The organism is Nibribacter ruber, from assembly GCF_009913235.1.
GTDB lineage: Bacteria > Bacteroidota > Bacteroidia > Cytophagales > Hymenobacteraceae > Nibribacter > Nibribacter ruber.
The window spans coordinates 4,051,495-4,065,248 of sequence record NZ_CP047897.1 but is presented as its reverse complement, the minus strand read 5'-3'; the positions used below and the strand labels follow the sequence as shown (position 1 = coordinate 4,065,248).

11 protein-coding genes are annotated in these 13,754 nt (G+C 39.3%); 2 read left to right on the top strand and 9 right to left on the bottom strand.

The genetic code is table 11. The features are described from left to right. The first annotated feature begins 228 nt into the window (after window positions 1-228). Both GU926_RS17125 and GU926_RS17120 read left to right on the top strand, forming a co-directional pair. Window positions 229-1,503, top strand: coding sequence for a tetratricopeptide repeat protein (locus tag GU926_RS17125; RefSeq protein WP_160694039.1), 1,275 nt, complete (start codon window positions 229-231; stop codon window positions 1,501-1,503). A 13-nt stretch (window positions 1,504-1,516) separates the two neighbouring features. Beyond that, entirely contained in the window at window positions 1,517-2,863 is a 1,347-nt protein-coding gene (locus tag GU926_RS17120; RefSeq protein ID WP_160694037.1) for a hypothetical protein, read from the top strand. Here GU926_RS17120 and GU926_RS17115 read toward each other — a convergent pair. From GU926_RS17115 to GU926_RS17075, 9 genes are all read right to left on the bottom strand, one after another. Further along, window positions 2,815-3,879 carry a glycosyltransferase family 4 protein gene (locus tag GU926_RS17115; RefSeq protein ID WP_160694035.1) on the bottom strand — a complete coding sequence of 355 codons (1,065 nt, stop codon included), beginning with the start codon at window positions 3,877-3,879 and terminating at the stop codon, window positions 2,815-2,817. The two genes, GU926_RS17120 and GU926_RS17115, sit on opposite strands and share 49 nt — an antisense overlap. A gap of 105 nt (window positions 3,880-3,984) precedes the next feature. Next, a complete protein-coding gene (locus tag GU926_RS17110; protein WP_160694033.1) occupies window positions 3,985-5,169 on the bottom strand; it encodes a glycosyltransferase in 1,185 nt (394 codons plus the stop codon). A 119-nt stretch (window positions 5,170-5,288) separates the two neighbouring features. After that, a complete protein-coding gene (locus tag GU926_RS17105) occupies window positions 5,289-6,494 on the bottom strand; it encodes a glycosyltransferase (protein WP_160694031.1) in 1,206 nt (401 codons plus the stop codon). Continuing rightward, window positions 6,494-7,396, bottom strand: coding sequence for a glycosyltransferase family 2 protein (locus GU926_RS17100; protein WP_160694029.1), 903 nt, complete (start codon window positions 7,394-7,396; stop codon window positions 6,494-6,496). Before GU926_RS17100 ends, GU926_RS17105 begins: the two co-directional genes overlap by 1 nt. A 130-nt stretch (window positions 7,397-7,526) precedes the next feature. Beyond that, window positions 7,527-8,210 carry a CatB-related O-acetyltransferase gene (locus GU926_RS18420; RefSeq protein WP_198001436.1) on the bottom strand — a complete coding sequence of 228 codons (684 nt, stop codon included), beginning with the start codon at window positions 8,208-8,210 and terminating at the stop codon, window positions 7,527-7,529. Window positions 8,211-8,328: 118 nt separating this feature from the next. Continuing rightward, window positions 8,329-9,768 (bottom strand): oligosaccharide flippase family protein, encoded by a 1,440-nt coding sequence (locus tag GU926_RS17090; protein ID WP_160694027.1) that lies wholly within the window; start codon window positions 9,766-9,768, stop codon window positions 8,329-8,331. A 17-nt stretch (window positions 9,769-9,785) separates the two neighbouring features. Continuing rightward, window positions 9,786-11,288 (bottom strand): hypothetical protein, encoded by a 1,503-nt coding sequence (locus GU926_RS17085; RefSeq protein WP_160694025.1) that lies wholly within the window; start codon window positions 11,286-11,288, stop codon window positions 9,786-9,788. A gap of 238 nt (window positions 11,289-11,526) precedes the next feature. Next, on the bottom strand, window positions 11,527-12,687 hold the full coding sequence (gene neuC, locus GU926_RS17080; RefSeq protein WP_160694023.1) for a UDP-N-acetylglucosamine 2-epimerase: 1,161 nt from the start codon (window positions 12,685-12,687) through the stop codon (window positions 11,527-11,529). Continuing rightward, window positions 12,684-13,697, bottom strand: coding sequence for an N-acetylneuraminate synthase family protein (locus GU926_RS17075; protein WP_160694021.1), 1,014 nt, complete (start codon window positions 13,695-13,697; stop codon window positions 12,684-12,686). The genes neuC and GU926_RS17075 overlap by 4 nt, the downstream gene beginning before the upstream one ends. Between the last annotated feature and the right edge of the window lie 57 nt (window positions 13,698-13,754).

Here is a 13,754-nt window from a genome sequence, read left to right as displayed (position 1 = left end):
TAAATATAAGAAGGCCCAATCAAGGAATTGTATTTTAAGCAGGACATGTCTCTGCAGAATGTCAATTTTAGCCTACTTTTACCAAAACAAGGCAAAAACATTCTAGCTGATACCTCGGTATGAAACCTAGTTTAGCATGTACTTGTTGTGGGAGCTGATACGTCTTACCCTAAACCCTTTACCTTGGCGGGCTATATAACCGTTTTTGGCCTGTTTTCGAGAAATTGAATGAAAAAGATATTTTTCTTCCTACTGCCCTTCTTCTGTATTTCTACAGCTTTTGCGCAAGTTCAGGACACCACTAAACAACAGCAGATCGACCAGCAACTCTTGGACTCTTTGAAGCGGTCAATTATTCTGGATTCCGTGGAAGTTCTTCCGCAGGCCTTGAACATTAAAGGGTGGCTTTTGCTGAATGAGGACATTAAAAACGAGCTGGGCGGTGCGGTAGACAACATGTACAACTTCAAGTTTGAGACCGCTGAAAAGCAGTTTAAGTCCTTGAAACGCCGGTACCCTAAGCACCCCATGCCCTATTTCCTGCTGGGCTTGAGCAACTGGTGGAAAATGGTACCTTCTAACATCAGGGACACCCGCTATGACGCCACCTTCATGGCCTATATGGATACTACTATCACATACGCAGAGAACCTCTACGATGCAGACAAAAACAATCTGGAGGCGGCTTTCTTCTTGTCGGCGGCCAATGGCTTTGGCGCACGGCTACAAGCCGAGCGAAAGAACTGGCGCAAGGCGGCCATCATGAGCAACCGGGCGTTGGATTACTTGCAGAAAAGTAGAAAGGCGAATGGCTTGAGTGATGAATTTCTCTTTGGCGAAGGCTTGTTCAATTATTATGCCGTGTGGATCAAGGAGAATTACAAGCTTTTACGGCCAGTTCTCCTCTTCTTCCCGAACGGCAACAAAGCACTAGGCCTGCGTCAATTACAACAAGTGGCCTTCAACGGCTTCTATACCGGCACCGAGTCTAAGTTCTTCTTGATGAAGATCTATGCCAACGATGCCAAGAATGACGCCGCCGCCATGTCCTTAGCGCAATACCTAGCGGCTACGTATCCAGACAACCCCTACTTCCAACGGTTTTTCGCCCGCATGGCCTTTACCCAGGGTAACTTCCCGGCGGTAGAATCCACCTCCTTGGCCATTTTGGAAAAGGTCAAGAAAAAGACGTTTGGCTACGAAGCCATCAGCGGACGCTATGCTAGTTTTTACCTGGGCTATATCTATCAGAACAAATACAAAGACTTTGCGGCCGCCAAGGACTATTACAAACAATGCATTAGCTTTGCTGAGCAGAGTGGTGAACAGGAGTCTGGGTATTATATTGCCTCTTTTGTGAACTTGGCTAGAATGAGCGACAAGGAGAAGAACGTAAGGCAGGCGAAAGCTTATTATGAGACCGTCCTCAAACTGGCAGGTGGTAAATCTGATGCCGAAAAAGAGGCGAAGGCGTATTTAAGAAAAAATAAAAGGGTAAGATAGCGCAAGTACAAAAATGGATTTTAAGGACTTATTAATTACTCCAATTTTTCTTATTATTTTATATGCAATTGCATTTTGGGCTAGACCAAAATTTACTAATAAATTAAACAAAAAATATTTCATACCCGCTCTTTCGGTAAAATTTATAGGCGCAATTGGAGTAGGAATAATTTATCAATTCTACTATGGCAATGGCACTAGCAAAGGCAGTGGGGATACTTTTCTTTATTTCCATCAAAGCAATTTACTCCATGCTGCTTTTATAGATTCGCCTAGGCTATGGTTTAAATTGATGCTTGCTTACGGTCAATATGACCAAGAGACATTAGTGTATACCACCCCTATGATCTGGTACAAAGCACCAACAGAGTTTATCATCCTTAAAATAACCTCATTCTTTTCAATATTAACATTTCACACCTATTCCTCAATAGCCTTATGTTTTGCATTCATAAGCTTTACAGGAATGTGGCAAATGTACATTACCTTCCATAAGTTATACCCATCCCTCCATAGAAGACTGGCGATTTCCGTCTTTTTTCTCCCTTCGGTATTTTTTTGGGGCTCTGGACTATTAAAAGACTCTTTAGCAATTGGTTTTTTGGGCTGGGCGTTCTATGGTTTTTACAAACTATTCATAGAGAAAAAGCAAATTTTTCAGACAGGGGTAATAGTACTTATTTCAATTTACTTTCTAGCCTCCATAAAAATTTATATCCTACTTGCTTTCATTCCCCCCGCCTTGCTGTGGGTATTTAATGAGAACAATAAACGCATAAAAAACGCTACAATAAGAGCCGTCACTAAACCTTTCGCTATTTTACTAGGCGTTGCCTTTGCTTATTTAAGCGCCACGGGGTTAACAGAAGGAGATGAGAAGTATGATGTAGAAAAATTGGGAGAGCAAAGTAAAATCAATAGTATATACCTTACCAAACAGGTAGTAACTGGATCTGCCTATGATATTGGTATATTTGATGGTAGCTTAGCCAGCTTGGCTACTGTTGGACCCCAAGCGGTAGTGGTGGCACTTTACAGACCTTTCATTTGGGAAGTGAGGAACCCCATAATGTTATTGTCAGCTATAGAGTCTAGCTTGTTTATATACCTTACTTTTATATTTTTCTATAAAGTGGGATTCTTTAAAAGTATAAAATTCATTGCTTCAAAGCCTATCTTAAGCTTTTGCTTAATATTCTCTATTATCCTTGCCTTTGGCGTAGGCACAAATAGTGGCAACTTCGGCACGCTTGTGAGATACAAAATACCAATTATGCCATTTTACTTGGCTGCTTTGTACATTATGCAATCTCACTTAAAAAGACCTAAGAAGGTTAAGCGATTAGCTGTCACAGCATAGTGATTTTCAATTTTTTTTCTTGCAGCCCTACCTAATTTACTTCTCATCTCAGAATCTAAAATAATACCTTCTAACTTTATATACCACTCATCAGCTGATTGGCATATAAAACCATTTATGCCATCATCTACTACTTCGGTATTCATACCTACGGGTGATACTATTGCAGGAATACCCAAAGCCATATATTGCAAAGCCTTAAAAGCACACTTCCCTTTGGCCCACTGGTCATCTTCCAAAGGCATGATACCTACGTTAAATGATAATAGGTCCTGTATCTCTGTTTCCTTCTGCCACGGCGTAAATTCCAGAGATTTCAGATTAAATTGAGGAGGCTGGTTTGAAATAACTTTGAAAATAAATTTATATTTCTCTTCCAACTTTTTAAGCACAGGAATTACAAGGTCCAAGTACTTCATAGTAGAATGAGTGCCAGTCCATCCTATTACAACATCATAAGTGTGCTGGTCCTTTATTTGGTTGTGCAGGTGAACGGTATCAATGGTTGTAGGGTTTACAATAGAGTTTGGGTTGAATTGGAGGGCATAACTTTGAAGGTAACTATTGCCACAGCTCACCTTGTAGGCCCATTTGCAGATAGACTCTACTTTGTGGTGCCATTTGATTCCTGCAACTATCTTATTTGACACAGAGGTATTAGGCACCCAAATGGCGTCATCAAAATCATAGATGACTTTCTTCCCAAATACCTTGGCCACAATCCATTCAAAGAAAGGAGGTCCTATAGGGGTGGCTTCCCGATGAATAAAAATGAAATCAAACTTAGCCAACGAGAATAGCAGGCTTATTCTTTTAAGGAAGCCTTTTAAAATTCCGACCACTTTCTGAATCACATGTCCAGGGTTGTAGAGGATTTGCCACGTATGTACATCTAGGAATGGGGCAAACTCATACTCACCACCGGCCTCTTCCAAAAGCCCTAAATATTGCTCAAACCTGAACCGTTGGGAAGGCGCCTTTCCATAAGGATAAGGCACTACAAAAAGAATTTTCATATAAGGTAAAAATAAGCCACAATAACCCAAACCTTTCCGAAAAAAAAGGCAGGGCAAAACTGTGGCACCGTTATAACAATTACCAGAAATAGTGTAAGAGTACTATTAGCTCAGCAATTCGCTGTAAACTTCAGCATACTTCTCAATGGCGTTATCTAATGTATAGTACTCAAAGGCGTTGGCCCTTATAGTTTCTGGTGCCTTGGTTAAAAGGGAAGGAATTGCAGCAACTACGCGCTTATAGCTCTCTTTGTCAAAAGAGTTAATAACAACACCAGAGTTAGTATCATTGACTATTTGTTCTACATCCCCCACCTTAGAATTGCAGATGACAGGAATCCCCATAGCCAATATTTCCCCTAACTTTGTGGGGGAACTTGCTATCTTTGAATAACTCTGCTTTATAAAAAATAGGTTAACATCAGACGCAGCTATAAACAAAGGAACTTCGGCCCGAGAGGCTGATTTAATGACAAAATCTTTGCTAGAAAAACCATGTTTTTCAGCATGTTGCAATATAAGGGAGGCAGGCTCCGGGGTAACAAATAGGAAAACCGCCTTGGGATAGTTGTGCTTGATCAGGGCCAAAAGTTCTAGCATTTCTTCCAACATGTACCAAGCTCCAACTGATCCTAAGTAACTGATGACCAGTGCCCCTTCATGCAAGCCTAGCATATTTCTTGCCTGGGCTTTAATGGAAGGAGTGGATAAACTGAAATGCTGAAAGTCAGCACTGCAGGGAATTACCTGAATACGGGCCTGTTGGTAACTGTCCCATGTTTGAATTTCTTTTTTCCCAGCCTCTGTTAAGCTAATAATAGCATCTGAATTGGCAATGTATTCCGCCTCCTTAATTTTGTACTGCCGGTAAGCAAACTTAAAAAGAGGATTCTTCAGGTTCCAAGCGCCTCCATCAACTCTTTCGTCCACCCAGAAGCCACGCATGTCAAACAGCAATTTTATTTGGTACTTCTTCTTCAGGTATAGGCCTACCGCAGCACTAACATAACTACGGCAATGGACTAAGCTGAATAACTTCTCTTTGTGAAGCACCTCGGCTTTCCTTTTCAACTGATATAGATCATAATACTTCGCCAGCACCGGAGGGGAGGTGGTAAAGAAAATGGGCCGCCAGTCAATATTATGCTCCTTTGTGATTTTTTCAATAATGCCTTTGGTTTGGGCATAGCGTTGCTTTTTTTCACAGGACAACAAGGTAATTTCATACCCTTTTTTGCTTAACCCTGCCAAATAAGGCAAGACTTGGGACTGCCCCAAAGGGTCAGTCATACCATCATATGATATAAATAAGACACTCTTTATTTCATGCATAAATTAATACAAAGATATTTTCATTTAGAATGACCTTTAAAAGAATCACTTAATCATGAATCTTATAATATATAAAACTATTCATTTATCAAATCAATCCACATTTTACCAATCTTCTCTTTATTAAATCTTTGCAAGAACTCTTCATTAGTAAATAATAATTCGCTATTCCTTCCAGAATCTAAAACAGAAGCTATACTTGTTTGCCAAATAGTATACACCTCCTCTAATTCACTACCATTTGCTACATTTAAATTAGGAAGAAGATAACCACTAGCACTTTTTAAAGGATAAGATACAGTTTCAGTATAAGATAAATTTGAAAAGAGAATTTCTCGAGGACCGCTTAAACAATCACTACTAATTACAGGAGTATTACAAACAATTGCTTCTGCTAGCGCATTCGGAAAACCCTCCCAATAAGAGGTAAAAACAAAAACCGTACTTTTAGAGATAAAGGCAAAAGGGTTAGAAACAAAGCCCAGGAAAAACAAGTCATAAGACTCATCAGGTACCACGGAATCATTCCAAGAATATACTTTCAAATTGTGCTCAACCGCAAATTTTAAGAGGTACTCATAAAGTTCACCATCACCTAAAATCATTAACTTAAGCTTTGGATATTGTGTCTTAAGGTTCAAAAAAATCTTCAGTAAATGGTTTTGCCCCTTTGAGAAAGATAACCGACCGCTAGTAACCAATACCTGACAATTCGCAAAAATAAAATCGTATTCTGGTAACCTTTGTTGGGCTTGCGATTCAATTTCTGGAATTTCGTAAAAATTGGGGATAGCACGGACCTTGGCTGGCTTTAGGTTAAAATTAGTGACCAAGTCTTCAGCAATTCCTTGGCTAGCCGCTACCACAGCATCAGAAAAATTATAAAGTAATTTAATGGCGTATTCTTCGGCTTTCCATTTCAGGCCCTTGGTTTTAAAAAAAGAAGATTTATGACCTCTTACACTTACCAGCACTTTATCACCGTTTCGCGAAAGGATATTATTAAAATTTGGTCCTTCCAAGAAACTTATCGAGGTATTGATAGCAAACTTTTTCTTGATCGCTTTAAAAGTTTTGATCTTAGACCAAAGGCCGGTTTTATTTCCAGGCTTAAAGTCTTCAAAAAAAAGCAATTGGCCGGCATAAGGATAATCTATGGGTTTAGACTTATCTATGATCAGGATATAAACATTAAAAATGGGAGCTAGTAAATTACTTAGCTTGGCTACTGTTCTTTCAGACCCGCCTTTGGTAAGCGTTTGCGTAATAAGTAAAACGTTCACTAGTTTTCAGAGGTATAGGCTTCAAATAAATAAACTGCAAATAATGCATTTACTACCGATTTATAGGCCCAATCGAATGCGGACATATTGGGTACAGCCTTTTCCAAGGCATTAAGAATGCCCTTATTTTTACTCAGAAAGCTTAATACAGCCTTTTTATAGAGAGGAAATTGGGGCTGTTCTACCATATTGTGTTTCACCAATTGCCTGATTCCAAATTTTCTCCGGTTTAGCCAGAGCTCCAGCTTCATTTTATCGCGTTCGTTATGAAAGGCAGTAATTGTTGGAGCAATATAAGGCTTTAACCCAGCAGACTTGATCCGGAGAGAGAAATCTCCATCATTCCCAAAAACCATTTCGGCTGCATAGCCACCAGTCTTTATGAAATTCTCCCGGCTAATAGCTAAGATCCCGCTGCTTACACCCTTAGATCTTTCAAAAATTGTTTCATTATTCCAACTCAACCCTTTCATTCTATCTTGCAGCGAAGTAAATCCTTCGCTTATCAGGTAGCGGCCAAACTTCTGATTCCTGATCTCATCTAAAAGGTCGGGTGGATAGATCCAGGCAGCATTGAATATCTTATCTGGGTGCTCAATCAAAAGCTGACGCAAACCAAGCAGACATTCCTGGGTTACTAGAAAATCATCGTCTAGAAAAATAATATAATCACCTTTGCTGCTTTCTACTCCAAAGTTCCTAGCTGCCCCAACACCCCGTTTTGGATTCTGTAAAACTTGAACTTTTGAGGCAATTTCCGCGGGTACATGCGGGATTCTGCCCGGAGAGTCGTTGATTACCAGAACTTCTGCTTTTATCCCCTCTATAGCATTAACTACCGATACCAAGGTTAAGCCTAGCATCTCATCGCGGTTATAGGTGGGTATAATAATTGAAATCATATTCGTTTTGAATGATTGCTATACAAATGAACAATTTAGACCAGTAAAAATTCCTTTACTTATTTTTTGCCCTACACCAGCATTATAGTATTTCAAAACCGAGCCATTCTGTTCCGGTAAAAGATCATCATTAAACAAGAGTGTCTAATTTGTCGGTGGTTAATTTGCCCTGGAACAATTGGCGGTTCTTATTAAACTTATCTTTATCCCAGTTCCACCATTGTATCTGTTGCAGCTTTTCTATTATTTCCGGCTCAAACCGGTATTTTATTACTTTAGCCGGCGTTCCAACAGCAATAGAATAAGGAGGCAGATCTTTAGTTACCACACTGTTTGCCCCAATTATTGCCCCATTGCCGATAGTAACGCCGGAAAGTACAATAGAATGCGCCCCAATCCAGACATCGTTTCCAATTACAATATCACCTTTAGAAAAAATATCCGGATCTTCCCCGGCCATGAATATCTTTTTGTTGATGTAATAAGTGGAAATAGTATCGAAATTGTGATTATACTCCTGAATAGTAACATTAGCAGCTATAGAGCAATAGGCGCCAATATTAATGGAATTGATTTTAGAAATTAGAAGGGTATTTGGTCCATTTATAGCGGTGCTATTTCCAACCCGGATATTACCCACTAAGTTGGCATGTACAATTTTAGTACCCGCTTCAATGTGGATGCTATTACCATTTATCACCGAACCAATAATAGTAGCAGATGGATGAATCTTTGTCGCCTTCGATATTGAATTCGCATTATTAATTCTAAACTTCAGGGATGAAATTACCCTGTTTAAAAATTCTTTTATCATACTAATCCAATAAAAACAATCCAGCTTTTAACACCTTCATTTAATGATGAAAGCTCTTTATCTCCTAAAGTTTAATTTCAAAATTTTCCTTTTCATAAAAAAACCAAAGCCTCAGGCCTTAATCTAATGCTAAGCCTAAATTCTTTTTATTCTTCAAGAATAAATACCCAAGAACTGCAAGCAAGGCTATGGTAGTTAATATTTTAACATAAATAAAAGTTTCAGCAACCACATAAGCCAGCACAGCTAAACCAATATTTGCAATCAGCCAATAAGCTGGATAATAGTTAAGCGTTCTAATAGCCTTGTATTCTTTAAGGAAATAACCGGAATAACCCATATACAATAAGCTAAAAAAGGTAACTAAGGCTGCTGCATTTACACCAAACAGAGGAATAAAGATCAAATTGAGCAAAACGTTCAATACCCCGGCAACGAAGGATATCTTCCACAACGATTTGGACTTCTCTAAATAGAAATACCGGTTAATTACTCCTAGGTACATAGGACGGTAGCAATAACCCATGATCAGAATAATTGCCAGAACATACGATTTCCGCAACTCTTCATTTTTAATAAGAACAAAAAATATCTCCTTTATCCAGATACTAACCACAAAAGCCAGAACAAAGAAAATTGCCTGAAGCAGAAAAGTTATAAATCTGACTTGCTCCAGCGCAGCTTCCCGGGTATCTGGCTTTTCTGCTTTTTTAAACAATTGCAGGTAGATCGGACTTACTGCCATACCCAGAGCATCGCCAAGAATAGAAAAATATCCGCCAAATGTTGCAGCCAGGTTAAATAAACCAATGCTACCTACATTTACTTTGTTAATATCCATTACCACCCTGTTAGAGGTATTTAACAGGTAGCCGGAATAAAAATGCGGAACTGTTGGAAGGGAAATTCTCAACACATTTTTTATGGTCTTCCTTTTAAAGTTAAATATGGGCGTGAGTTTATATTTAAAATAAATGGCATAAGCATAAATAACAAAGCTTACGATGCTGGTAATAAAGGTGGTGTAGAACCAACCCATATACCCTAACTTAAGAACCGAAATAGTGTACCAGTTTAAAAATACCGTCAGGAACCCAATAAAGACCGTTCTGAGTGCCAGGTTTAAAGCCTTCTGGCTTAAATGAAAAAATCTGAATACAATTGTTTCTGTGGCAGAAAACAGCGCAATTGGGGAACATACAAGCAATATCAGGGTTAACTTGTTTTCGTTGGCTTCTTCGGGTATTACAAAATATAATATTGTAGCCAGAACGAAAGCAAAGAAAACAGAATACAAACTCATAAAACCATGGATTTGCCGCCATAGCCACTTATATTGATTAGGAGATTTGTAAAAAGAGTTAGCCAGCACCACATTAATACCTAATGTTTGCAAGGCTCCTAAAGCTGCAGTATAAGCTGTGATCAGACCATAAATACCGTAATCGCTCGGCGTCAGGCTCTTGGTAATTATGGGTAAAATGAAAATACTGGCAATCTTGGGTACATGGGGGGCTAAACCATACAAACCAATCCGGCCAAAAAGCTTTTTTAACATTATTATAAACCTAAATACTAATTTTTAGTGTTCCAGAATTCTAGGAAATCATCAATTGTTTTACTTTTCTGTATTACATTATTATTATTATTATTATTATTTACTCCCTTAGCCTGACTATAATAAACTTGTTCAAATCTGGCTACTTGTTCATTTTTAGAAAGGCTTTCTATGGTAAATAATAGCTCCGCTGGTATTAGGCCTTTGTACATATCTTTAGCTTCATCCAAAAGAAAAACAGTGGGAATGTTAAAGCTGGCTGCTTCAATTGCCACAGAAGAATGAAAGGTAATATGAACTAATGAGGTTTCTAATAAAACGGGCAGAGGTAAAGTTGTTGCTTTTGAAACTTCGATCTGTTTACCACCAGTTCTGGCCAGTCCGGTGAAATAAGTTTGTATTTCCTGAAAAAAAGCTAATTGCCGGGGATGCACCCTAATAAACCAGGTTCCATTAATAGTAGCACTTGCAATTAAGTTTAATAAAGCTTCACTATTATAATCGAAGGAAGGCTGGAGGGAGATAAGTACATTCTTCTTTTCCTGCGAAATTTCATTTTTATAAAGAGCATTAAACTCTTTGCTATTCCCCCAGAATTCCAGCCATGTATTTCCGCCTACAAATGGTTTATGTTTTGACCCTTTCGACCATTTTTTAATTGCCTTTGCAGAACCCATATCCCAGTTCCAAAAAACAGCAGGCAAAGTATTATAATTTTTCTTTTCTTTAAGAAAGAAGTTACCGTATCCTATGTGGTAGTCGCCCTGAACCCCGTGCTGCATATCTACCGAGGGAATACCAAGTACATTTGCCGCTAAAACCAATGCAGTTGCCTCGAAACTATAATAAGAAAGTAATAGAACTGCCTCCGGTTTATTAAATTTAAGAATTGCAGAAAACAGACCTTTTAAATTTCTGATTTCATTAAAGTAATTTTCAATAAATGGGACAGTTATCCTATTAATCTCCGGATACGTTTCAGAAATATCCTCAATCACCTCCCTGAACTGAGGCAGAATAGATTTAGGAGTTTTAGAAGCAAACATTCTGGCTATACTCCGATAAAGAAAAGCCAGTTCACTAAATTCACAGACAAACTGCTCATTATACCGTGGTTTTACATAGTCTGTTTTCTTCAATTCAAGCAAAACTGCCGTTCTGCCATGTAAATTTTGCAACAGAAATTCATAAAACCGGTTATTCCAGACATTATTTATATTCTGCCGGTGTGCAACATAACCAAGTAAGAAAACTTTGATCCTTTTAAAAGGATTAAAAACAGTAAAAATGGCCCTTATGGAAGCAATAAATACTTTTAATTTTTCGAAAATTAATTCGGATTTTGATTTTACATGGGCATTTTTTACACATTTTCCCTTAACGTTAACCTTTAGGGCAATATCCCTAATCTGAACCCTTACAAAAGGCCATGCATCTATCCCATTTATTGTCCATTCCTGAACCGGATATTTGCGTTCAATTTTATTAATTAATTCAAAAAACTTATCAATTTCAGCCATAAAAGCTTCTGAAAAAAATCAAAGAAGAGCCGAAAGGCTAAATCTATTAACGAAATAACTGCTTATCGCTTTTTTTTTGGTGAAAGAATTAAGTTTTATTAGAAAATTCTGCCAACCATCCTTTAGGTTTATCAGGTTGCCGAAAGTCACCTGTATTTTAAACCGAGATTTGCTTAAGTCTTAAAAAACATAAAGGACTGTTAAAAGCCCTTTATGTTTCACCGGTAATTAAAATAAATTAATACATTAACACTTTTTCAATTCCTAGGGGAGCATTTGCCAAAACCTCGGCAATACTTATTCCGGCATTTCCATTGCCATAAATATAATCGCTTTCATAAGGACCATGCTGCATCTGGTGGCGTACCGCCTGAACAATGGCATCCTTATTATAGTCTACATCCAGCACGTTAGGGCCACGGTCGCGGCGGTTCTGTCGGTTACCTAAGTTAACTACCGGTACACCCAGGTAAGAGCACTCCCGGATTCCAACGCTGGAGTTACCAATAAGGCAAAGACTATTACTTAATATTCGTAGGAAGTCGGTGCCCTTCATATTCTTAAAATAATGCAATTTATTATCCCGGTGTTTTTCGCGGAAGATCCGGATCGCGCGGGAAGTTCCGTCTGAGCCAGCATCTACGTTTGGCCAGAAAAGCATGGTTGGCATGTCCAGTTCCAGAATAGCATCCAGCGTAGCATTTATTTCTTCTTGTGCATGTTCGTGCGAAGTAGTAACCGGATGCTGCATTACTACCAGATACTTACCTGGCTCAATTTTAATTTCGGCCCCTACCCCACCATATTTGGATATCGGGTCAAAGTCTAAGGCTGGATTTGCCTTTACTTCGGCGGCTAGGTCTATAGACGGGCAACCCGTGGTATAAACATTTACAGGGTTTTCACCCATTTTAATTACCCTTTCGGCCGCCATTGGGGTGGTTACCAGGTGCAGGTCAGAAAGCTTGGTTATAGCATGACGAACTTTTTCATCGATGTTACCTGTAACTTCTCCACCCTGAATATGCGCCAGCGGAATGTTCATGTAGGAAGCCGCAATAGCTGTAGAAATGGTTTCGTACCGGTCGGCAATGGTTACTACCACGTCCGGTTTCAGGTCATCAAAAACAGTTGCCAGTTCGGAAATACCAATACCCGTTGTTTTTGCCATCGAGATCAGGTTCTCCCCCTCCAGCACCGTGTATATTTTCCGGGTAATTTCCAGTCCGTCGTCTTCAATGTATTTTACTACACTTCCGTATCGATCTAACAGGGCGGAGGCAGCAATTACTAATTGTAAATTAAGTTCCGGATGCTCCCGGATAGCTAATAAGGCAGTTTTTACCCGGCTATAGCTCGGCCGGGCAGTAATTACTACGCAAATATTTCTTTTCTTCATAACTCAATGTCTTCGGCGGTAAGGAAAGCATATTTCACTAACCCCTTTTTCAGGCGCTTGCCAATTACAGATTTATATTCATTTGCCGGAATTCCGTGATTGGCTGGTTTCTTACTTTCTAAATCTTCCATAGTCAACACATGCCCTTCCGGAAGGGCTTTATTTACTGCCAATGATTTCTCAAATATCCTTTTTAGATCTGAGTATTGCTGGTTCTGGTTTTTATCTATCGTACAGCCCCGAGCTTCGGAAATAAATTTCACTCCACGCACTAATTCTGTAAGCTCCTCTAGGGTAAGGGAGGCAATAGTATCTGGACCGAACATTTTTTTGTGAAATACGGCATGCACCTCAACTAATTCTGCCCCCAGGGTAACGGCTGCCAGTGATGGGAAAATAGTGCCGGAGTGGTCGGAAAGGCCAATTTTTAATCCAAATTTCTCCTGCATTTCAGAAATCACGTTCAAGCCGATTTGGTCTGGACGGGTTGGGTATGCAGTAGTGCACTGCATCAGGGAAAGTTCGTTACCGAAAGGTTTCAGAAAGGCTAAGGTACGCTCAATTTCGGCATAAGAACCCATGCCGGAAGAAAGAATGATTGGCTTACCGGTTTTGGCAATTTTTTCCAACATCAGAAAATTATTCAGTTCGCCGGAAGCAATTTTGTACCGCTTTACATTCAGGCGCTCCAGCAAATCTACGGCAGCCTGCGAAAAAGGGGAACTCATAAACTCCACGCCTACACGCTCGCAGTGTTCCTTTATGCCACTCCACTGTTCTTCGGTAAATTCCATGCGCTTCCAGTAATCGTAACGCGTGGTGTCTTCATACGAGAATTTCACCCTGAACGGCTCAAACGCGCTACTTTCGGCTTCGGCAATATGGGTCTGAAATTTAATCACATTGGCGCCAGTTTCGGCAACCGCATCTATGTAAGAATGTAGAATTCCCAAGCTGCCTTCATGAGCCTGAGCTATTTCAACAATAACTTCTACGATGTTTGCTTGCATTAACCTTTATCTAGTTAAATGTGATGGAAAATACTTAAACAAGTCACTAAAACAACT

Coding starts and splice junctions, on each gene's coding strand:
- GU926_RS17125 (WP_160694039.1), top strand. CDS start 229: ATGAAAAAGATATTTTTCTTCCTACTGCCCTTCTTCTGTATTTCTACA.
- GU926_RS17120 (WP_160694037.1), top strand. CDS start 1,517: ATGGATTTTAAGGACTTATTAATTACTCCAATTTTTCTTATTATTTTA.
- GU926_RS17115 (WP_160694035.1), bottom strand. CDS start 3,879: ATGAAAATTCTTTTTGTAGTGCCTTATCCTTATGGAAAGGCGCCTTCC.
- GU926_RS17110 (WP_160694033.1), bottom strand. CDS start 5,169: ATGACTGACCCTTTGGGGCAGTCCCAAGTCTTGCCTTATTTGGCAGGG.
- GU926_RS17100 (WP_160694029.1), bottom strand. CDS start 7,396: ATGATTTCAATTATTATACCCACCTATAACCGCGATGAGATGCTAGGC.
- GU926_RS18420 (WP_198001436.1), bottom strand. CDS start 8,210: ATGATAAAAGAATTTTTAAACAGGGTAATTTCATCCCTGAAGTTTAGA.
- GU926_RS17090 (WP_160694027.1), bottom strand. CDS start 9,768: ATGTTAAAAAAGCTTTTTGGCCGGATTGGTTTGTATGGTTTAGCCCCC.
- GU926_RS17085 (WP_160694025.1), bottom strand. CDS start 11,288: ATGGCTGAAATTGATAAGTTTTTTGAATTAATTAATAAAATTGAACGC.
- neuC (WP_160694023.1), bottom strand. CDS start 12,687: ATGAAGAAAAGAAATATTTGCGTAGTAATTACTGCCCGGCCGAGCTAT.
- GU926_RS17075 (WP_160694021.1), bottom strand. CDS start 13,697: ATGCAAGCAAACATCGTAGAAGTTATTGTTGAAATAGCTCAGGCTCAT.